Source organism: Microbacterium sp. ABR10 (genome assembly GCF_057812175.1).
On record NZ_CM173821.1, the window covers coordinates 3,529,054 to 3,551,049 of the forward strand.

Below are 21,996 nucleotides of genomic sequence, written 5' to 3' on the forward strand. Positions count from 1 at the left end.
TAGGAGTCGATGACGGGCGGGAGAGCTGCCGCCGGGAGATGTCTCGAACATGCGCGTCAACGCCGGTCATCCGCGTACCGCGACGCCATCGACTCCATCTGGTCCATCACCAGCTTGATCGCCTCCGGCTGCTTGTCCGGCGGGTACTTGTACTTCACCAGCAGCCGCTTAATCGACGAGCGCAGCTTGGCCCGGACGTCGTCGCGCACCGTCCAGTCCGTCCGTACGTCTCGACGCATCACCGCGACGAGCTCGCGAGCAATCTGGGCGAGCACATCCTCGCCCTGGACATCGACCGCGGATTCGTTGGTAGACACGGCGTCGTAGAACGCGAGCTCGTCGCTCGTCAGCGGCGGCGTGAAGGTCTCTCCACGAGCGGCCTCAGCCGCGACGTCCTTTGCCATCGCAATGAGTTCGGCGATGACCTCGGCGGCGGTGAGCTGCTGGTTCGTGTACCGGTTCATGATTTCGGCTATGCGCTCGGAGAAGGCGCGCTGGCGCACGAGGTTCCCGCGCGTCGCGGTCGCTCCGGCATCCACCAGCGAGGCGCGAAGCGCCTCTATGGCGAGATGCGGATTCGGAGCCGCCTGCGCCCGAGCGAGGAACTCTGGCCCGAGGTTGTCAAGCGACAGCCGGGGCAACCCCGCGGCGTCGTAAATGTCGAGCACTTCGCCAGGAGCTATTGCCTCCGAGACCAACCCGCTGAGCAGTCGTGAGATCTCCTCGGGAATGGGCTCGTCGCGTGCTTGCCGGTCCCTCGCGTCGAACTTCGCCATCCAGACGCGCACTTCTTCATAGAAGGCGATCTCCTGATGGAGTTCGGCGAGTCCTTCGTGACCGGATGCCAGAGCCCACGCTCGTGCCAGCTTGCCCGTCGCGCTGCGGTACTGAACCGAGAGCCGCTCGTTCTCGAGGTCGGGGGCGTTCAAGGGGTTAGCGGAGTCGCGCAGGTAGTTCGTCGTCGTCGTGGCGGCGGTTCGCCATGCGCGGGGGCCGCCGCGCGCCACAATCGCACGCCAGTCGCAGCCAGCGAGCATCTCCTGAATCTGTGCCACCAGTTCGGTCGCGATCGTCACGGCCTCTTCAATGTCGCGACCGATGGGCCGGTTCTCCTGGTCGGAGCTGGTGTACTCCGCGAGGGCGTTGGCGAGGTTCTCGGCGAGCGGCGCGTACGCCACGAGGAGCCCGTCCTCCTTGCCACGGAACGTTCGGTTTACGCGCGCCAGGGTCTGCATCAGCAGGGCGCCCTTGAGCGGGCGGTCGAGATAAAGGGTGTGCAGCGGGGGAGCGTCGAAACCCGTGAGCATCATGTCCTTGACGATCACGAGCTCGAGTTCGTCGTCGGCATCCTTCAGGCGGGCCTTGATGGCCTTGTTCTCGGACTCGCGCCGGACGTGGTCGCTCACCGGGGGCTGGTCGGTCGCCGAACCCGAGTACACGACCTTGATGCGCCCGGAGTCGAGGGCGGGCGAGTGCCACTCCGGGCGGAGCGCGACGATGGCCGAGTAGAGCCGGGCGCAGATCTCGCGCGTGCCGCCGACGATCATCGCCTTCCCCGGCGACTCGATGAACGGCTTCATCCGTTCACGGCGCTCATCCCAGTGCTGCACGATGTCGGCCGCGAGGGTGTCGATCCTTTCGGGCGCGCCGTACACGGCGTTGACGACCGCGACCGATGCCTCGAGCCGGGCGCGCTCGGTGTCATCCAGGCCGATCGTGTATTCGTCCGCGGCACGGTCGATGTCGTCCTGGCTGGCACCTTCGGCGAAAGCGACCTTCACCAGTCGGGGCTCGAAATAGACGGGAACGGTCGCGCCGTCATCGACGGCGCGGGACAGGTCGTAGATGTCGATGTAGTCACCAAACACCGCGCGTGTATCGCGCTCCGAGAACGAGATGGGCGTTCCCGTGAACGCGATGAGCGTCGCGTGCGGGAGCGCGTCACGCAGGTGGCGGGCGTAACCGTCGAGGTCGTCATAGTGACTACGGTGGGCCTCGTCGACGACCACAATCACGTTGCGGCGATCCGTCAGGAGCGGGTGCGCAGCACCCGACACCTTTTCGGCCTCGGTGAGCCCGAACTTCTGCAGCGTCGTGAAGTAGATGCCGCCTGTGTTCCGGTTGCGCAGTTCGTCGCGAAGCTGAGCACGCTCGCGCACCTGGACGGGCTTTTCGGCGAGCAGCAGGCTCTGATCGAAGGTCTGGAAGAGCTGGCCGTCGAGCTCGGTCCGGTCGGTGACGACGATGACGGTGGGATTGCGAAGCTTCCAGTGCCGTGACACCAGGTTGGCGTAGAGCTCCATCTCCATCGACTTACCCGAGCCCTGCGTGTGCCAGACGACACCTGCCTTGCCGTTCGTCTCGACCGCCTGCACCGTCCGGCCAACAGCCTTGGTCACGGCGAAGTACTGATGCGGCTTGGCGATGCGTTTGGCCAGACCGTTGGCGTTCTCATCGAACGCCGTGAAGTTCCGGACCAGCTGAAGGAACCGCTCCTGATTGAACAGTCCGTCGAGTGCGTCGTCGATCGGCTCGACCGAGACGCCGTTCTCCACCCGCGGTTGGGACAGCGGGGTGCCGTCGTCATCGACGTTCCACGGGGCGAAGTGGTTCAGCGGGGTGAAGGGGGTACCGTACTTGGCATCGAGTCCGTCGCTGGCGAGCGTGAGCACGCAGAAGCGGAAGGCCATCGGGAACTCGCGCAGGTACGTGCGCAGCTGGTCGTGCGCGTCGGCGACGCCTGCAGACTCGGCACCCGCTCGCTTCAGCTCGATGATGCTGAGCGGCATCCCGTTGACGTAAAGCACGATGTCGAAGCGGCGATGCGCGTCGCCCTGCCGCACGGTGACCTGGTTGACCGCGAGCCAGTCGTTGTCCGACGGGTCGGAGCCCAGCAGGCGGAGGCGCGGGTTCTGCTCGCGACCGTCCGTGTCGATGTAGCTGAGCGGGTACCCGCCCACCAGATACTGGTGGGTGCGGTAATTCTCCGTCAGCGCGTCCTGCGACTTCGGGGACGCGATCTCAGCAACCGCCTGACGGAGGTACTCGGCCGGGATGCCAGGGTTCAGGCGCCGCAGCGCCTCCAGAAGGCGCGGGCGAACGAGGGGATCGTCCCACGTCTCACGCTCGCCGCTTCCGGGCGCGATGTCTTCCCCGCGCACCGGCCGCCAGCCGAGCGGCTCGGAGAGCCTCTCGATGGCGTCCTGTTCCCAAGTAGATTCATCGAGGAAGCTCATGTCGTGGGCTCCCCCTGGCCGGGAGAAATTGCACTTTCGATCGACTCGGCAGTCCTGTCGCCTCGCTTCGAACGTTTGAACAGCCCGACCATCGCGTTCGCAGTTCCGGCCGCTGCTCCGCCGACAGCCTTCGCCGCCGTACCGGTGGCGTCTCCGACGGCGCGCGCCGCAGTTCCCGTGGCATCACCCACCGCTCGTGCTGCATTCTTCGTCGCGGTTACGGCGCGAGCCTCATCCGGGATGCCATCGCCGTCGATGTCTACGCTGCGGAAAACCTCGGTCGCGTCCACAACCTTGCCCCACACGTTCTCCCCGAAGTCCTTTGCGGACTCCGATGCCGCGCGCATCGCCAGCACCGCCTTGGACGGGTCGGGAACTCCGTCGCCGTCGGCGTCCGTGAGCTCAAGCCACTCGGGCCACGATTCCAACGGTTCCGAGAACCCGGTTCGACAAGACTTCACGACACTGCTGCCAAAGTAAAAGCTGGTCGCGGCGCCAGCGGCCGCGCCGATCACGGGGATCGCCTTCGAACTGATCTTGACCGTCCCCATCACGGCTCCCTTGGCGACAGCTTCTCGTGCCAGCACCATCGTGACCGGGACGAGCGCGGACTCCGGGATCTGTTCGGCGATGAGATCGCCCCACTTCGACGAAGCGCCGCTCGCGACCGCTGTCGCTGCTGTTCGGCCCGCGGCGATCGTCGCTCCGGCGGGAAGAGCGGTGAGAACGAGGCTCGTCACCTTGTTGCGCTTCTTCTCGCCGAGAAGCGAGCCGAGGACGATAGCCTTCGCTCGATCGGGGTCGTCGACCGGGATGCCGCGCAGCTCCGCCATGCAGAGGGCAAAGAGCGCGGTCGTCTCGTAGAAGAAGATGAGGTCGCCGACGCCCAGACCGATCGCGACGGGAATCCCAACACCGGGAATGGACGCCGATGCTCCGATGGCCGCGCTCGCTGCGGTCGTTGTGGCCACGTACTGGGACTCGATGGTTTTCATGACCTCAGCCGGCCTCGCTTCGGGCTTCTTCCGTCGGATTTCCTTGATGTACGCGGTCGCTGCAGGCCGCTGCACCGCGATCGCTCGAAAGACGCGATCCTGAAAATCGCTCGGGAGAGCGCTGCCCGCTGTCGGTTGAAGCACTCCGCTCGGCGCGTTCAAACTGACGCCCGTGCCGACACCGGTCGATTTTTCGCTCATTTCCTCGAGCCCTCCTGCTGACGCTTCGCGGTGGTCATGACGTGAACTCGAACTGCAGCTGAGTCGCCGGATCGATGGCGTTCACGATGCGGGTGTAGAACGTCTTTGCCCGCTCCTGGAGAACGGGACCGAACCCTTCGATGTGCTCGTTCACGACCTGGTCCGTGAGGATCTGCTCGAAGACCGCGGTCGTGTCGATCTCAGGGGTCGCCCAGCTCAAGGCGCCGTTCTTCTCGCCTGCCACGCTCAGATCGGGACTTGCGCACCCGAAGTAGATGAACTTTGGGATTGTGACGCGGTACGAGTCGTCCCCGGTCGACCGGATACCGACGTCTCTGCCGTCGATTCCGAACTTGGTGTCGTATTCGTACCGCACCAGCAGGGAGCGTTCCGTGCCCGGAAGCGTGAAGAGCCGAAGGTCACCAATGGCGAGCTTCGGGCCGTCGGCCTTCTCTTCCTCAACGTCGGTCATTCCGGCGGTGAGGAAGATCCTCGCCCATGGGGGCGTTCGGCGTGCGGGCCGTGACGGCCCGACGGCCTCCGAAGTCGCGTTGGTCGAAGCGGTCATTCGTCGAATCCCCCCAGATTCGTGCGGCGGTCCAATGGTGCGAACATATCGGTTCTCCGTCCCTCAGGCGCCGGCGTCCGCCGCGATAGCCTCCGCATCGCGTACGCGGAGCTTCCCTGACATGAGCTGAGGGAGGAGTGCATCTCGAATCGCCGCAAGGGTGCGGTTCTCAACAATCAATCGTTCAGAGTGGGCAAGGAGGGCTGCCGCCTTAGCTGCGTACTCCTGCTGATCGATGCTGCTAACAATTGAAACGACGTACTCTTCAATCGCCCCAGAAGCGAGATGCAGAACTGTCGTGCCAGTCGTGTGAGCGCGAGCGTGCGTTCGAAACCGCTCCTGTCGAAGTAGACCGAGGAGGTAAAGAGCGTCGATGTTTTCGCGGGGGCGAACAACAGCCAGGTCAAGACTTGCGACCAGTTTGTGTTTCTGGCTGCTCGGCACGCGTACCGCGCGCCCGACCACATCAGCGGCCTGCGTCAGGTCGGTCTGTGCGACGACGATATCTCCGCCGGAGATCACCTGTTGCGGTTTGTAGGGTCCGGTGAATTCTCTGAGGCCGGTGTAGGCGTAGCGGCCATCGCGCGTGATCGACTTCAGCGTGACCAGTGCCGTCGGGCTCGGCCCCAGATCGGCACTCCTGTAGGAGTTCCCCTTAGTCACCGTGACATAGTCCCCCAGGCGTGCTGACGCAGCGTCCTGCGTCACGGGAAACATGTAATCTGCGATGTTCAATTGGGTCTCAGCGAGCGCGATGTTCGCTGAGATCTTGTCGTCGAGAGCGCCCAGCACCTCGGCGATCGCTTGCTGCTCGCGGCGTGGGGGGAGCGGAATGACAAACTTGATCAGTTGGGACTTGGTTAGGGCGTTCCGCGTAGCGCCACCCGTGGCCATGACTAGCAGGCGAGATTTCACCTCGGGGGACACGAGAATTTTCTGCAGGAATAGTGAGTTGACCTCATGCGCAGGTCGAATGATTGCGACGTGCTGGTTGACCCGCGCCGGGAGTACCGAGGGATCAACGAGAGCAACTCGAGCTACGGAGTCACCCGTAATGTTCATCAGTACGTCCCCAGCCTCCACTGTTACCCCGGAGAGGGCGTCAGCAGCGTCTTGCGAAATACGCGCAATGTCATGCGTGCGCATCCCGTTGTCGAGGACATTCTGAGAACGGATCAGGGCGACACCTTCGTCGCGGTACACAGATTCGCCGCCTCGGGGGGTAGCTCCCGACCCAATCTTCGAGGTCACGGACCCGAGAGCAACCGCACTCCACTCAGACATCAATACGACCCAACTGCTCGCGCACCACGTCCGCCAGCCGCGCCGACTCCACGAACTGCGCCTCGAGCTCCGTACGCAGCCGGGCGAGCTTTTCTTCGATCGGCTCGCCGTCGTCCTCGAGTTCCGCTGCGCCGACGTAACGGCCCGGGGTCAGGGCGTAGTCGGCGGCCTTGATCTCGGCGAGCGTCGCCGAGTAGCAGAAGCCCGGAACGTTCTCGTAGTGGTCGAGAGCGGCATCCGATTCGATTCCTCGCCAGGAGTGGAAGGTGCCGGCGATTCTCGAGATGTCATCGTCGCTCAGGGCGCGCTCGGCGCGGTCGACCATGTGACCGAGGTTGCGCGCATCAATGAATAGCACCTCGCCGGCGCGCGCGCCCTTGTCCTTCGAGAAGAACCAGACGCATACCGGGATGCCGGTCGAGCGGAAGAGCTGTGTCGGCAGGGCGACCATGCACGACACCAGGTCGGCCTCGACGATCTCGGCGCGGATGCGTCCCTCGCCGCCGGAGTTCGACGACATCGAGCCGTTCGCCATCACAACGCCGGCCTGCCCTGTAGGTCGAAGTTTCGAGAGGATGTGCTGGATCCACGCGTAGTTCGCGTTGCCCGCGGGCGGCACGCCGTAGCGCCAGCGCGGGTCGTCTTCGCTCCGTGACCAGTCCTTGATGTTGAACGGCGGGTTGGCCATGACGAAGTCGGCCTCAAGGTCCGGGTGCAGATCGCGCGCGAACGTGTCACCCCAGCGGGGCCCCAGCTGACCCGTGAGTCCGTGGATCGCGAGGTTCATCTTCGCCATACGCCACGTGCGCTCGTTCAGCTCCTGCCCGTAGACCGAGATGTCGCTGCCCTCGCCATGGTGCACGTCGAGGAACTTCTCGGCCTGCACGAACATGCCACCCGAACCGCAACACGGGTCGTATACGCGACCGTGCGTCGGCTGCAGCAGCTCGACGAGCACCCGCACGACGCCGGCGGGCGTGTAAAACTCGCCGCCGCGCTTGCCCTCAGCTGCGGCGAACTTCTCGAGGAAGTACTCGTACACCTCACCTAGCAGGTCGCGTGCGCGGCGGCCATCCGACCCACCCTGGCCCTGGGCGGCGAAACGCGCCGAGTTGAAGAGGTCGACGAGTTCGCCGAGGCGTCGCTGGTCAACGCTGTCGCGGTTGAAGATGCGCGGCAGGGTGCCCTTGAGCTGCGGGTTTGCCTGCATCACGGCATCCATCGCCTCGTCGATCAACGCGCCGACAGACTTCTCAGGAGCGTTCATCAACGGCCCCGAGCCCTTGGCGCGCTCGGCGAGGAAGCCCCATCGAGCATTGGTGGGTACCCAGAACACGCCACGGCCCGTGTACTCGTCCGTGTCGTCGATCAGCCCGGCGATCTGCTCCTCGTCGTATGACTCGGCAAGGAGCTCGGCGCGGATGGCCGCCCGGCGCTCGTCGAAGGCATCCGACACGTACTTCAAGAAGACCAGGCCGAGGATGACGTCCTTGTACTGGGACGCATCCATCGATCCGCGCAATTTGTCGGCGGCTTTCCAGAGCGTGTCCTTCAGCTCCTTCATCGTCGACGGCACCTGGGGCGCGGCTTTCGGGGTGCGGGGCATGCGAGTCCAATCTTCTTCGTTCAGGCGTTCTTGTCATCCGGCGCGTCGACCAGGGCAACCGCCCCTGACGTTGCGGCGGTGACGAGGAGGGTGGCGTACTCATTGAGGCGCGCAGAGCGAGCCTCGAGATCGGCGCGGGCTTCGGTGATGGCCGCGAGAGCCCGGGCAAGGGGAGCTGCACTCCGATGGTCGATGCGACGCAAGATCCATCGCTTCCATGCCCCAGGGCCCGTCGTCTCGTCGAAGATGTCCGCGGCAACCACCTCGGATACGAGCCCTCCGGGGTCATTCTTGTTGATGCGAAAGACCCGAGCGGGATATGCGACGACCTTTGAGCCATCCCTATCGACCCACGCAGCTGCGGTCGGGCTCGTGCGAAACACGATGTCACCCGGTTGAGTGAGCGAGACCCGGGGATGCTCAGAGGCGAATGTGAGCTGATCGATTCGTGCCCCGCCAATAGCAGACGGATCATCGAGGTCAGAAACGCGCACGACCACCAGGCCATCTGGCCCGATGAGCTCGCTCTTCACACGTGTTCCCGAGACAACCCGCAGATGCCGATCGCGGATGAGGTCGGAGACCGGCGCGGGCCGCGGAACATTATGGGATGACGGGTCGATCTCGATCGGATTGAAATCAGCATGGATGGAGTTGCCGATGATATCTAAGCGCGCGGCGACCTCGGCCCCAGGCGAGGGGTTTCTCTTCACTCTCCGGGCGGAAGATGACACGAGAGACTCGCTTTGTGCCTGCAGAGACGTGGTCGGCACCAGTCCAGCAAACCGGAACTGGCGCGCTTGCACATCGCGCGCGGCACCCATCGCTGCCGCGATATCAGAGACCATATCGAAACGGGCCGCGGGAGTGAGTGACACCGCGGACAGATCCGCCGTTGCCGTGAACCTGTCGGCAATCGCGGGAGCGCCCACAGGGTTGCCCAGGACCCACAGGGAGAGCGACTCGCGTGAGGCGCTGGGCACCAGCCCCTCGCCCAGCCGCACGATGCCTCGGACCCACCCCGATCGCAGAATGTCCGCGCGTTCGCGCTCCACGGACCGCGGAAGTTTGTCGACGAGCACGCGGGAGGGCCCGATCACCACCGCTGAGTCCACAGACCGCAGCGACAGGGCGACTTCCTCCGCGGTGTGAAGCATCGAGGAGACGTCGGCACCTCGAGCCGCTGGTACACGCGCGACGATCACCGCTGGGTCTGCCGTGTCGGCGCTGAGCAGAAGTCCGTCTACACGAAGCCGACGTTTTAGCCGGCGGGCAGGTGCGTCGGGCGGGAGGGAAAGGCTTACGCCGTCGCCGAGCTTCTGGGCAAGCATCGACGAGAGGGCCGCATCATCGGGGTCCAGCCTCACAACGCTGTCTGGATGCGCAAGCAGCCGAACCATCTCAACGACCAGGGCCTTCACTTCCGGCGCGAGTGCTCCCGCCGATGCGGTCGCGCGGCCCGCTGATGCCGAGCGATCGGCGATCAACTGAATCGCCGCTGACGGCGAATAGACGGAATCGGTGAGGTTCAGGGCGTAGTCAACCCAGGGTGAACCTCGGCGCGCGTGATCTTCGATCTCGCGGCGCAGAAAATCGTCTGAAGGGTCGACTTCGCGAGCAAACCGTGTGATGTCCGCGCTCGTGCCTTCATCAAGATCGTCCGCGAGGTGGGACAGCGCAACGAGCGCTTCCAACTCAGCCACGGCCTGCGCGTCTGAGAACGAGAGACCTCGAGGTGCGGCCACGCTCGCAAGGTCAGCGGCAGCGTGCGAGTTCTTGCCGTGGTCAGTGCGCGCCAGCCACTCAGCGACGTCGAGCGCTGAGAACTGCGGACGCCCTTCCTCTTCGAAGACAGGTGTCGGAAACGCGTCGGGCCCGTCGTTGAACCGCGTTCGCCACACCGATGCCACGGGTCGCCGCACGCCTGCCAGGCGCGAGACGCCTGCCAGATCGATGAGCAGCGACGAACTTTGGGTCACGTCATCAGGCTATCGCTCGCGGCCTGCACGCTTGCTTGGGTACTGATAAGAGGTCTTATCGCACTAAATAGCGAATGGACAAGCGGGCTCCTGCACTATCGGATCGGCAGCGGGAGCCGCGGCCAAGACGACGTGGCGGTAGCACGCCACCCGACCCCAGGGAGACCCAAATGACCACCACGGCAAGCACGCCCTCGACTACGGAAATCAAGTGCCCGCACTGCGGCACCCTGTTCGCCATCGACGGCGCACAGTACGCCAGCATCATCGGACAGGTGCGCAACGCTGAGTTCGAGTCCGAACTGCATGCGCGCCTCGCTGAAGCCGAAAAGGTCAAGGCGGCCGAGATCGCCCGCGCTGTCTCGGACACAGCCCTGAAGGCGCAGCAGCAAACCACTGCGAAGGATGCGGAGATCGAGAAGCTCCGCGCCGAAGCAAAGTCGGCTGAAACGGTTCGAGACCTGGCCGTCGCCACGGCGATCTCGGAGGCTCAGCAGAACCTCGACGCCGCGAACGCCAAGCTCGCCCTTCAGAGCGCCGAACAGAAGGCGAAGGACGCGGCCCTTCGCGAATCGCACACCAAAGAGCTCGCGCTCAAGGATGAACTCATCGAGCGATACAGGGACATGAAGGCCCGACTGTCGGTGAAGCTGCTCGGCGAAACCCTTGAACAGCACTGCGAGATCGAGTTCAACCGCATCCGGTCGCTTGCCTTCCCCGACGCGCAGTTCGGCAAGGACACCGACACAGCCAGCGGAACGAAGGGCGACTACGTCTTCCGCGACTTCAGCGACGGGGTGGAGTACGTGTCCGTCATGTTCGAGATGAAGAACGAATCCGACGTCTCGGCAACCAAGAAGAAGAACGCTGACTTCCTGTCGAAGCTCGATAAGGACCGCCGCGAGAAGGGATGCGAGTACGCCGTCCTCGTCTCGATGCTCGAAGAGGACTCAGACCTCTACACGGGCATCACGGACGTCTCCCACCTGTACCCGAAGATGTTCGTCGTCCGCCCGCAGTTCTTCCTGGCGATTATTGCGCTCCTGCGCAATGCCGCGCAGGACACCATCACGGTCAAAGCTGAGCTGGAGCAGGTCAAGAAGCAGAACATCGACATCACCAACTTCGAGTCTGACCTCGAAGAGTTCAAGTCGGCGTTCGGCCGCAACTACGACCTCGCCAAGCGCAAGTTCGACGGAGCGATCAAGGAGATCGACGTTGCGATCGACCGACTCCAGAAGGTGAAAGAGGGTCTGCTCGGGTCCGAGAACAACCTTCGCCTCGCGAACGATAAAGCGACGGCGCTCTCCGTCAAGAAGCTGACCAAAGGCAACCCCACCATGGCCATCAAGTTCGACGAGGCTCGGAGTCAGGCCGACGACGAGGCTGCCTGAAAAGAGCCCGCAAGCCATCCGAAGGGAGCGATATATGGACACGGCTATCGACTCAGCAGGAAATCTGGTGTCGATCGATCAAGTGAAGGGTCTCACGACGCTACCCGACCTGTGGTGCCGGGCAGAGCTCCCCGATGGCTCCGCATGCGGCGCCACAGTGTGGACGACCGCAATGCACAGCACGAAGCGTGCTGCGGCCTTCGCAGCCCACCACCGCGACGGCTGCGACGAGGGTTCGGAGCGCTCGACCGATGCGCCTGGAGATGTGGGGCATGAGTACACCACCGGCGCCCGACCCCTGCGATGGCGGATGCGCCTCGGCGCGGCAGAGCGATCCATCGGTCCGGATGGTCGGCGGCGACTCGACGCCGGGACACCCGGGTCTTCCGCTCGACGTCATGTCACGGACAGAACGCTGCCCGACATCGATGCGGCAGCCCGGCGATCGTTCTCCACCCTGTTGGTAAATCTCTTGTCGGGCAACGTGCCCGAGGGCGTCGAGCTCGTCCTTGGCACCTGCAGTCCCGTCCTCGCAAGCCACCTGGTGGTGCACGCCACTCACGCCTCCTCTGACAAGTGGATGGGCAAAGAACTCATCATCTGGGGCAAGGTGGCCGGACTCGTCCGCACACAATGGGACGGTCTCATGCTGCGCCTGGAGGGCGCCGCAGACGACGTCGCGGTTCTGGTGGACAAGCAGAGCCTCGTCCGGCTGGAGATCGACGATGTCGACTCACTCGTCGGACGACATGTCATCGCATACGGCACCTACACGCGTGGCAGTGCGACACAACGCCCTTACATTCGCGCCCTGCACGCGTCGGTCGCGTTCAACCCACGCGTGGCTCATCGGCGCCGGTGAGCACCTCGCCCTACGACGAGGCGATTACCGTCCTGGAGGGCCGGAAGGCAGCGGTCGCTCGTTACGGCGGTAGAGCTGGTTGGTGAGGGCAGCGCACAGCGGTGCTGGGTCGTGGCGCCGCACCTTGGGGGGTCGCCGCCCTATACGCAGAGATCCCTCGGCCCCGCTACTTGCCAGAGACCAGTCCCATCAGCCTCTCGAGGCCATCCTCCGTGATGATCGGAACTCCCCAGGCACGCGCCTGCCGCGCCTTCCCCGACATCGAGTCGGGGTCGGCGGCCACGAGCACCTTCGCCTTCTTCACCATGCTGTCCTTCGGGATCAGACCGCGCTGGGTGAGGATGTCGAACCACGCCGCTCGATCTCGGCGCGTTTCACCGGTGATGACGACGGTGTCGCCCGGTGACAGGCGGAAGCCGGTGGTCAGAGTCGGTGCCGCGGCATCCGGGTTCGAAGCGGCGCCGGCGATCGTCTTCGCGTCGATCTCGAGCAGGCCACCGATCTTCTGGATATCAGCCCACTCGTCAGCGGTGAGCTGGTCATCCGCCCAGGCCGCCGAAACCAACCCGTCGAAGTAGGCGCGGTGGATGCGTCGAACTGCAGTGCTCGGAAGATCGAGCTCCGCGGCGAACCGGATGAGGTCATCGGTCTCTGTCGCGGACATGTACCGATCGAGGAGGACGCGATCGAGCAGAGCGAGGTAATCGAGATTCAATGCGCCGTCGTCGATGGCGGCATCGGTCGCTACGTTCACGTGCAACCGCTCGAGAACCGAACGCGGCGCCGTGTCGGAGTCCGTGCGCGTCAGCCAGGCTGTCGTGTCGCACGGCTCGTCCGGCCACTCCCCCGGGGTCGCGAGCCAACCATCCCACCAGGCGGGATCGTGACCCGCGCCGATGTAGGCGCGAAGGAGCGCCGCCGCGGCGAGGGCATCCGCTGAGGCGCGATGAGCGTTCTGCATCGCATATCCGATCGCAGCGCTGCAGTCGGCGAGACTCCGATTACCCGGCAGGAATGTGCCCGCGAGCTGCATCGTGCACATCCAGTACTCGTAATCGGGACACACCAGACCCGCTTGCTCCATGGAGTGGGCCAAGAATCGCGCGTCGAAACTGGCGTTGTGCGCGACGGGCACCCGCCCGCGCAAGAGCGACGCGATGGACGGGGCGAGCGCACCGAACTCCGGAGCTCGCGCGGCCGCAGCGGCGCTGATGCCGTGGATACGCTGCGCACCCATATCGCGCATCGGATTGACGAGCGTCTCCCAGGCTCCCTCGACGACGCCTGTCGGTGACACATGCACAATCGCCACTTCGACGATCCGGTCGCGTTTCTGCGGAAACAGACCTGTCGTTTCCAGATCGATGACTGCGAATCCTCGCCCCATATGGCGCCCCCCAAACGTGATCGAGGTCACTTTATCCGTCGTTTGAACTCGATCGTCGGAACTCAGAAACGCGCGAGATAGGCTCCCGACGACGCAAGCTCGATCCGTCGGGTAGCCACCGCCACCGTCAGAGCTTCGGCGAGTCGCTCGGAGATCTGGGTCGTCATTCGCTTCCCCCCGAACAGCCGCAAGGCTTCGCGTTTGATCTCGTCCTCGCGCACCCCACCGCCGAGCTGAGCGACAACGGCCATCGCGTTCGCGATCTCCTCTAGAGCGACGGACTCGAGCGGTCGGCTCTCCCCCGGAGTACTCGTGCGAACATCCCGCCAGGTGGCGACATCCACGTCGACCGGCCAGACGAACTGCTCATCGCCCGGGCGAGTGGAAGCAGCCGGGATCAAGCGGAGGATCGCCGTCGCCCGGGCGCCTGACACGCGAGACAATCCGAACGCTTCCGCCACCACTCTCGCCAAACGCGCTCGCGAGATCGGCCCCTCCGCGGCGATTGCCTCCACCACAACAGAACGAACCCGCTCAGCAGCGGATGGGCTCGGAAGCGCATCGAGCACAGCGACTCCCCCGGACGACGTGATCGGCCAGGGCACGAAGTGGCGGACGTGCGGATGCGTCACACCGACAGCTCCCTCGTCGTCCTGCCCTGCTGGCATCCCCCCACGCAGAAGCTCTGACGGCTCCTCTGCCGCGAGCGGATCGAGACCCTCGACTCGTTGCGCACCACTCTCGACCGTCGCGGCTGCCACAGACCAACCCCCGGCAACAGCGGTTTCCACTGCCGCGACGAGTCGGTCGGCCGTGGCATCCGGATCATCGAGCCATTCCGGCAGCCACACCCTTTCGATCCCTGGCCAGCGCATCAACCCGCCGAGCACATCGACCGGCAGACCATCGCGATCGGCCACCGTTCGGCGCGCGCGCCATCCTTCTCCGTCGAGCAGGACGGCGATGAGCGGCTGGGCGGGGTCGGACGGGGATGCGAGCGTGAGATCGATACGGAAGTCCGAGAGCCCGACGTCCGTCTTCGCGACAAGCCCGCGCTCGGTCAGGACTGCGGCGATCTCATCACGGTGGCGATCGATCACGGGCACGCGGGGCGTGGAGTCATCGGTCGGCGCGACGCCGCGCGCCGCGAGTTCGAGATAGGACTTCAGGTCTTTGAGTCCACGGGCCGAGGTCTGCTCGGCACGCAGCTCAGCGGGATCGAAGCTCGCGTACAGCACGACCTGTCGTCGCGCACGAGTCACCGCGACGTTCAGCCGGCGTTCTCCGCCCGCGCGGGACAGCGGTCCGAAATTCAGCGGGAGCATTCCGCGGTCGTTCTTGCTGAAGGCGACCGAGAACAGGATCGTGTCGCGCTCGTCGCCCTGCACGCTCTCGAGGTTCTTCACGAACAATCCATCGCGCTCGTCGAGCGCACGACCGATGCGTTCATCCGAAGCGTCGCGCAGCATGTTGTCGATGAGGTCGCGCTGCTGAATATTGAACGTGATGATGCCGATCGACGGTGCGGTGTCGCCCGCGGCGGCGAACCGACGAATCACCTCATCGACGATCGTCTGCGCTTCGACTCGGTTCGTCCGGAGGACTCCGCGCCCACCCGAACGCTCGAACCGACCGTCGACGCGCACGAGCGAAAGTCCGTAGTCGGGCTTCTTCGCGGCGAGCGTGTTGGATGCAGATGCGGAGAAGTCACGCAGGGGCGCCGGAAACGACGACAGGCGGCTCTCGTAGTACTGGTGGTTGCTGAACGCGATGAGCGCCTCATCCTGGCTGCGGTAGTGCCACGACAGCCACTTGCTCGGGACTCGCGCCTGGGTGCATTCCGTGAGGATGGACTCCTCATCGGCGACGAGGCCCGCCTCTGCCTCAGCCTCGTCGACGTCGGCCGTCACCTCGGCGAAGGTCGACGGAGGCATCTGCTTGGAGTCTCCGACGACCACGACAGAACGCGCTCGCCCCATCGCTCCCACGGCATCCGCGACGCGAATCTGCGAAGCCTCGTCGAACACCACGACGTCGAACATCCCGGCGCGGGCGGGGAAGAACCGAGCGACTGATTCGGGGCTCATGAGCATGCATGGCGTGATCTGGGTGATCAGATCGCCGTACTTGTCCATGAGCGTCCGCACGCTGTCCCCACCGCGCTGCCTCGAAAGCTGACGTTTGAGCGCGCCCATGTCGCCGCCGTCGAACTTCGGGTCGAATCGCCGATGAGACAGGATGTCAGCGGGCAATGCCCGCGGAAGTTCACCGCGGATGGCTGCCGAACTCGCGGCGAACCTCCCGATCGTGCGGTTGTGCGCAGCGGGATCGAAGTTGCTCAGCGCGGTGGCGTCTTCGCGTTCACCGAGGGACGCCGATGCGACGCCCTTGTCGAAGGCGAGCGCCGCGTCGTCGGCGCGGACGCGCCCGGCCAGAATCGCCTCCCGCGCTTTGTTCATCCCATGACGCCGCAGGGGTTCCACGTGCCGCAGCAGGTCGATCCAGCGGCCGAGCGTGACCGGGTCGGTCGTCGCCAGGTTGCGCGCTGTACGGGTGCGTTCCCAGGTCGAGGCGATTCCTTCATCCCCGGCCCAAACGGCGAGGTGGTCAGGTGACGTGCCACTTCCCGCCGCAGCTGCCATTGCCCGCCACGCTGCGGCGAGCGCCGCATATCGCTCGGCCGACGCCATATCCGGGGCCGTGGTCTCGTAGACACGGCGCAAGTCCGAGCGGAGATCTCCCGCAGCCGAGACATCGGACGCTAGCGTCCTCGAGAGCCAACTCACCCACGTGAGCGCGGCTCCTACCTGCTCCGCCGCGTCAGGCATGTATGGGTTGACGTCGGGGGCCGCGACCACGACGGGCTGTCGCTGCAGCTCACCACGCAACTCGTCGACCTGTGCGGCCGTCTCGGCCATGGCACCGGTCAATGTCGACAGACCGCGCAGGTCGATCGCTGTCTGCTCGACGCGCAGGTCGGCCGCGAATTGGGCCAGCACCGCACGGCGACGCTTCTTGCGACCGAAGAACGAGGACGTGTCCGCGGCCAGGGCGGCTGCGTGGATCTCGCGAACGTTCCGCGAGAGCACCCGCGGGTCGACCTGGGTGAGCCATGCGGGCGGCTGCGCGGCCACCGCTGCAAGCCGTCGAGCGAGGTCATCGATCGACTGGGGCCGGACACGGTCGAGGGCGTCGAGAGCGTGGCGCGGCGCACGAGCGACACCCGCCCACGCCTCCAGCTGCTGAGGCTCGCGCACGCGCGACACCAGCTCACTCGAACCGACAGCTGCGCGCGCCTCGTCGAAAGCGCGGGCCGCGCTATGCAGAGTGGCCGCGTCGATATCGGGATCGTCGACGAAACCCCACGGATGCGTCACTGCCGGGCGGGCGAGATCACTGACCGCGGGCAGCTCCCGCAAAATCGCGCGCAGCTGGTCGATGTGATCGCCCGACGCGACCAGGGAAGCGGGCACATCCAATGGCGGGATGTCCGCCGCCGATGCCAGCAACTGCGATCGAGCCGAGTACAGGGACAGACCTGCCGCGTTCGGTTCGTGTACCCGCTGCGCGTAGCGCGACAGCGCGCCACGACTGGACTCCGCCGCCTCGCGCTGCGCTGACAGCGCCGCTCGATCGGGCCGGGCGGTGGCGTCGAGCGCCGCTCGGAGCTGCTCGCGAACGGCATTCGGCCGCGCGCCCTTGTCATGCAGGTCGAGTGAGAAGGAACCGAGTCCGACGGCATCCAATCGCTCTTTGACGACCTCCAGCGCCGCGCGCTTCTCTGCCACGAAGAGCACTCGCTTCCCGGAGGCCAACGACCGAGCCAGCAGGTTCGTGATGGTCTGCGATTTACCGGTGCCCGGGGGGCCTTCGAGCACGAACGTGCGGCCCTCGACGGCCTCGACGACGGCCTCGAGTTGCGAAGAGTCCGCTGAGACGGGAACCTGCGCCGAGAGCGCATCGAGATCGACGTCGACCGGCGCCGGTACAGCGTCGATATACGCCTCATTCGGCGAACTGATGAGGTGGGTGACGAGCGAGTTCGTCGCAAGCTCTTCCCAGTTGTCGTCGAGGTCCTTCCACAGCCGGAACTTCGCGAACTGCAGGATGCCGAGGTGGACGGTGTCCTCCACGACGAAGGGACGCTTGGCGTCGACCATTGCCTGGCGCACCGCGTCGAACGCAGCGCCGAGGTCGATACCCGCGGCATCCGTCGCCGGATTCGCGAGCCCGGGCACCTCGATACCGAAGCTCACCTTCAGCTTCTCGAGGAGGCAGTAGTTCGGCGTGGAAGCACCTGCCTCGTCCAGGACGAGCCGGAAGGACTGGCCACGCGACACGCTTTCCAATGTCACCGGGACGAGAACGAGCGGCGATTGCAGCGGCCTGTCGTTGAACTCCCACCGCAGGGTGCCGAACGCGAGGTACAGGTTGTTCGCCCCGGTCTCTTCGGTGACGGTCTTCGCTTTCGCGGCCAGAGCGCGCAGCCTCGTCGTGTAGGCCGCCTGCGTGACGTCGGTCAGGTGCGCCTGCCTCTTGTCGGCCAGGAGCGCTTCTCGATCGGCCACGTCACGGTCGCGACCGAAGCGGATGCCACGCTCTCGCGCGATCTCGGGAACGTCATCGGACGCGAGCAGAGTGACGCCCGCTCCTCCGTTGATCATGTCCTCGAGCCGATCGAGTGCCGCGCCCGGCACGGCGAGTTGGTACCCGGCGCGACTCGTGAAGTTGATGAGGCGGTTGCGGAGACTCAGGTCGAGCAACGCATTCTTCCACTGCGCCACCCGCGGCGGAGCCAGTGCGCGGCCCTGCGCATCGCGCTGGCCGGCGACGAACGGTGCCAGCACGCGGTCCAGCGGTCGATACTCGACGACGGTCACCTCACCGTCGGGACCCGCCGTGCGGCTGGGGAGCGGGAAAATCCCGTTCTCACGGGCTGCTCGCACGTCAGTGATGCCGAGGATCTCGTCGCGGCGCGCTTCGAGGTACGCCTGGGGCGTGGCGCGAGCGAGGTCGAATGTGGCGGATGCTGCACCGCCGGTCACCTGCGTCGTCTCGAGCAACGAGATTCGGCCCAGCTTCGCGAGGTTGACCGCTTCTTCGATGTCGGTGGTCGCCGGCATCCCGAGGCTGCCGTTCTCACGCCAGTATCCGAGGAAGATGTGCCCGTCCACTGCCCACAGCGTCGAGTTGATCCCGACCTGCTCGAGCAACGCGGCGAGCGTCAACGTCGTGTCGAGACACGTTCCGAGCCGTCCCTCGAGCACCTCCTGCGGCGTGCGGACCTTCTGACCGCGCAGGCCCCAACTCGCCGGAGGCTCTGCATAGCGGATGTCGAGTTCGCGCACGGCATCCCAGATGGCCGCGACCATTGCGTCCACCCTCGCCGGGTTGTCGCTCTGGTAACCGTCGAGCTGTGTGCGGCCGCTCGACTGCCCCAGCACGTCCGAGGCACGCTGCAGGACGGGCGTCAATGCGGACGCCTGCGGCTGAGCGAATGATGCGAGGAGTTCGAGGCCGAGGTGCAGCTCCCGGGCGATCCACTGGTTCGCGGCAAGCACATTGACTGGATGCCGATGATCGGCGATCAACGCGCCGTCCGGTCCGCGCAAAGTGAGAGTGATGGAGCCTGGCTGCTCCGTATCGACCTTGAGCATCGGAGCGGGATCGAGGGACAGCAGGTCGAGCCCAGCGAGTGTCTTCAGACCGGGCGCAAGGTCGAGGATCACGACTTTGGGCGCCCCTAGGGATCCACTGGCCGTGGCGGCCTCGATCTCGAGAGATGCTCCGCGAAGCTCGGGCCCGGCATATGAGACCCGAACCTCCTGCACGGGCACGATCCGCGCGTGCGCCATGGCGTAGCTGAGTTCGCTGACCGCGTCGAGCGAAAGACGAGCGCTCGGAGCCGGAGCGGGTGGGGTCGCCGACGCGTTCATCTCGGGCTGCTCGCGCCGTTGACGGCGGGTGAGGGGCGATGCCGCCGCCGCATCCGACTCGGTGGATTGTGAGGTGGTGGCCGCCGGCGCGGTCGAGGAAGGAAGCGGGAGAGCAGATGGCACGGAAGGCCGCGCGACCGGTGGCGCGGGAAGCGGCGCGCTCGGCGGTGGTGGGAGCGGGCGGCTGGTGGCCCCGCCGCCCAGTGCCGACAGCACCGCCGGCTTGCGCGCCGCGATCCGCTGCGCTTCGTCAGTCGCGCCGACTTCGCGGAGGAGCAACTCAGCCGAATCGAGCGCCCGATACGTCTCGGCGAGACTGAATTCGACCTGGTGTGCATGCTTGTTGCGCACCTCGCGCATCTCACTCGCCCAGTTCGTCGCTTGTCGCGAAATGCGCCCGTCGAAGGGGTAGCCGAGGTTGCCCAATTTCTCGGTCATCACTCGCAACATCAGTCCGACATCATTCGCATGATGGTGTGAGGTGGGTCTGCCCGCGAGCTCGTCTTTGTGAGCAACTATCCGCACCCACGACGGCCCCTGGGGTAGACGCTCGGTGAACACCCGCTCGATGAACGGACGGAGGCCTTCTGCCAGGTCGTCGACGGACCCGCCGATGATCTGACGTGTATCGATAGTCATGACATTCCCCCCGACGCCCGTTACGACTTGGCCGTGGTATCGGAGCCTAGAGGATCGTGAGCACCCGCTTCGGGACCCAAGCTCCTCTGTGTTGCTCGCATCGTTCTGCGGCTGAATGGAGCGCGCCAGCATTGCGAACTCCCGCCCTGCACTCGTGCAGCTCGGGGGCTACGGCGCGGACCTGTGGCAGTCGGGCATACACGAGTTCGGCAGGGGCGCCGTCAGTTCGGTGTGTTCCCGCCGGCCATCGAGCCGCCGCCGGACGCGGGCGATGAGGTACGGCTCAGGTGCGCGCGGGGGCCTGCGGGTCGCCGCCCGGCCGAGGTGACAGTGCCGCCCACGACCTACGAAGTCCTCCGGTACCGCTGCACCACAACCCCCGACCCGAACTCCCGCCGCTCCACCAACTCCAACGCCACCTGCTCCCGCACCCCCTCCAACAACCGCGGCCCCCGCCCCGCGATCACCGGTTGAACGACGAACGTGAACTCGTCGATCAACCCAAGGTTCGCGAGCACCGTCGGCAGCCGCACCCCACCCACCGAAATCCCCTTCCCCGACTGCGCCTTCAACGCCGAGACAGCCGCCCCCAGATCCCCCCGAACCAGCGAAGCGTTCCAGTCCACGGCATCCAGTTCCGTCGACACGACGTGTTTCGGCATCGGGTCCACGACCTCCGAGAAGGCGACCTCGCTGGCATCCATCCAGTCGGGCCACTCCCCCGACTCGGGTCGACGCCAGGCGGACTCCATTAGCGCGTACGTGACACGGCCGTAGAGCAGCGAGTCGGAGCGGCGAAGTTCATCGGTCCAGAACGCCATCGACTCGGCATCCGGAGGCAAGCCCGCCTCATGATGTACGCACCCGTCGAGGGTGACGTTGATGCCGTAGCGAAGCGGTTGGGTCACGGCGGTCTCCCTCGACGCGGGCGGTGGTGGCGTCAGGCTAGCGCGACCGCCGAAGCACCGACAGGGCACGGACACCGACGCACACCGTCAGCCGCCGGGGGCGACGACGATGGCACCCCGGCATCCGTCAAGACGCCGGTTGCGCCGCCGCCTCAGCAGCCCACGACGCCAGCAACCGCAACCGCTCCGCAGACGGCGAGCCGGGCTCGGCCGAATAAATGAGCAGCACCTGCCCCGGCTCGGCCGTGATCGCGAGCTCCTCGTAGACGAGGGTCACCTCGCCGACGACGGGGTGGTGGAAGCGCTTCTGACCGGATCCGTGGGTGCGCACGTTGTGCGCCGCCCAGAGCGAGCGGAACACCTCGCTTCTCGTCGAGAGTTCGCCGACGAGGTCTTGGATGCCTTTGTCGTGGGGGTCGCGGCCGGCTTCGGCGCGGATGACGGCGACGCACATGTCAGCGAAAAGGTCCCAGTCGGGGTAGAAGTCGTGCGCGACCGGGTCGAGGAACTGGAAGCGTGCGAAGTTCGGCACGCGCCCCGCGTCGCCGATCAGGGGCGAGTAGAACGCCTTGCCCAGGGTGTTGAACGCGACAATGTTCTGCCGCTGGTCGCGCACCACCGCCACCGAATCGGTGATGGAGGCGAGTGCCCACTCCAGGCTGTTCCGGGGTGAGGCGGGTTTGCTGCTCCGGCGGCGGTTGCGGCCCGACGACGGGATTCCGTCGGCGTTGCGGGCGAGGTCGAGCAGGTGGGAGTGCTCGGCATCCGAGAGCTGCAGGGCGCGCGAGACCGCGTCGAGCACGGCCGCCGAGGCCCCGGAGATCGACCCTCGTTCCAGCTTCGAGTAGTACTCGACGCTGACCCCGGCGAGCGCGGCGACCTCGCTGCGTCGCAGCCCCTCGACTCGGCGATTCGGCCCGGCGGGGATGCCGGCGGCATCCGGCGACACCCGGGCGCGACGGGTCATGAGGAACTCCCGCACCTCTGATCGATTGTCCATG

Annotated in this window: 12 protein-coding genes; 2 read left to right on the top strand and 10 right to left on the bottom strand. The window is 65.7% G+C overall.

The features are described 5' to 3' along the window. Nucleotides 1-56: 56 nt before the first annotated feature. From ACXKZF_RS16335 to ACXKZF_RS16360, 6 genes are all read right to left on the bottom strand, one after another. Nucleotides 57-3,236, bottom strand: coding sequence for a type I restriction endonuclease subunit R (locus ACXKZF_RS16335; protein ID WP_488984927.1), 3,180 nt, complete (start codon nt 3,234-3,236; stop codon nt 57-59). Further along, nucleotides 3,233-4,432 (bottom strand): hypothetical protein, encoded by a 1,200-nt coding sequence (locus ACXKZF_RS16340; RefSeq protein ID WP_488984928.1) that lies wholly within the window; start codon nt 4,430-4,432, stop codon nt 3,233-3,235. The genes ACXKZF_RS16335 and ACXKZF_RS16340 overlap by 4 nt, the downstream gene beginning before the upstream one ends. 34 nt (nt 4,433-4,466) lie before the next feature. Next, complete coding sequence (locus tag ACXKZF_RS16345) at nt 4,467-4,904, bottom strand: hypothetical protein (protein ID WP_488984929.1); 438 nt, start codon at nt 4,902-4,904, stop codon at nt 4,467-4,469. 159 nt (nt 4,905-5,063) lie between these two features. Next, nucleotides 5,064-6,284 carry a restriction endonuclease subunit S gene (locus ACXKZF_RS16350; RefSeq protein WP_488984930.1) on the bottom strand — a complete coding sequence of 407 codons (1,221 nt, stop codon included), beginning with the start codon at nt 6,282-6,284 and terminating at the stop codon, nt 5,064-5,066. Next, a complete protein-coding gene (locus tag ACXKZF_RS16355; protein WP_488984931.1) occupies nt 6,277-7,890 on the bottom strand; it encodes a class I SAM-dependent DNA methyltransferase in 1,614 nt (537 codons plus the stop codon). The genes ACXKZF_RS16350 and ACXKZF_RS16355 overlap by 8 nt, the downstream gene beginning before the upstream one ends. Before the next feature lie 20 nt (nt 7,891-7,910). Continuing rightward, nucleotides 7,911-9,869: a hypothetical protein gene (locus ACXKZF_RS16360; RefSeq protein WP_488984932.1), complete on the bottom strand. Its 1,959-nt coding sequence runs from the start codon at nt 9,867-9,869 to the stop codon at nt 7,911-7,913. A 170-nt stretch (nt 9,870-10,039) separates the two neighbouring features. Between ACXKZF_RS16360 and ACXKZF_RS16365 the strand changes: the two genes are divergently transcribed. Together ACXKZF_RS16365 and ACXKZF_RS16370 are read left to right on the top strand one after the other, a co-directional pair. Then, nucleotides 10,040-11,263, top strand: coding sequence for a DUF2130 domain-containing protein (locus tag ACXKZF_RS16365; RefSeq protein ID WP_488984933.1), 1,224 nt, complete (start codon nt 10,040-10,042; stop codon nt 11,261-11,263). Between the two features lie 34 nt (nt 11,264-11,297). Further along, nucleotides 11,298-12,125, top strand: a complete 828-nt coding sequence (locus tag ACXKZF_RS16370; RefSeq protein ID WP_488984934.1) for a hypothetical protein — start codon at nt 11,298-11,300, stop codon at nt 12,123-12,125. A gap of 166 nt (nt 12,126-12,291) precedes the next feature. On the opposite strand, the gene ACXKZF_RS16375 is transcribed toward ACXKZF_RS16370, so the two are convergent. From ACXKZF_RS16375 to ACXKZF_RS16390, 4 genes are all read right to left on the bottom strand, one after another. After that, the gene (locus ACXKZF_RS16375; protein WP_488984935.1) at nt 12,292-13,512 is read right to left on the bottom strand and encodes an exonuclease domain-containing protein; all 1,221 of its coding nucleotides are present in this window, start codon (nt 13,510-13,512) and stop codon (nt 12,292-12,294) included. Between the two features lie 62 nt (nt 13,513-13,574). Beyond that, nucleotides 13,575-20,087: an anti-phage protein ProA gene (gene proA / locus ACXKZF_RS16380; RefSeq protein WP_488984936.1), complete on the bottom strand. Its 6,513-nt coding sequence runs from the start codon at nt 20,085-20,087 to the stop codon at nt 13,575-13,577. Nucleotides 20,088-20,431: 344 nt separating this feature from the next. Then, nucleotides 20,432-20,995: a dihydrofolate reductase family protein gene (locus ACXKZF_RS16385; RefSeq protein ID WP_488984937.1), complete on the bottom strand. Its 564-nt coding sequence runs from the start codon at nt 20,993-20,995 to the stop codon at nt 20,432-20,434. 127 nt (nt 20,996-21,122) lie between these two features. Beyond that, nucleotides 21,123-21,995 carry a helix-turn-helix domain-containing protein gene (locus ACXKZF_RS16390; protein WP_488984938.1) on the bottom strand — a complete coding sequence of 291 codons (873 nt, stop codon included), beginning with the start codon at nt 21,993-21,995 and terminating at the stop codon, nt 21,123-21,125. Nucleotide 21,996: the final 1 nt, after the last annotated feature.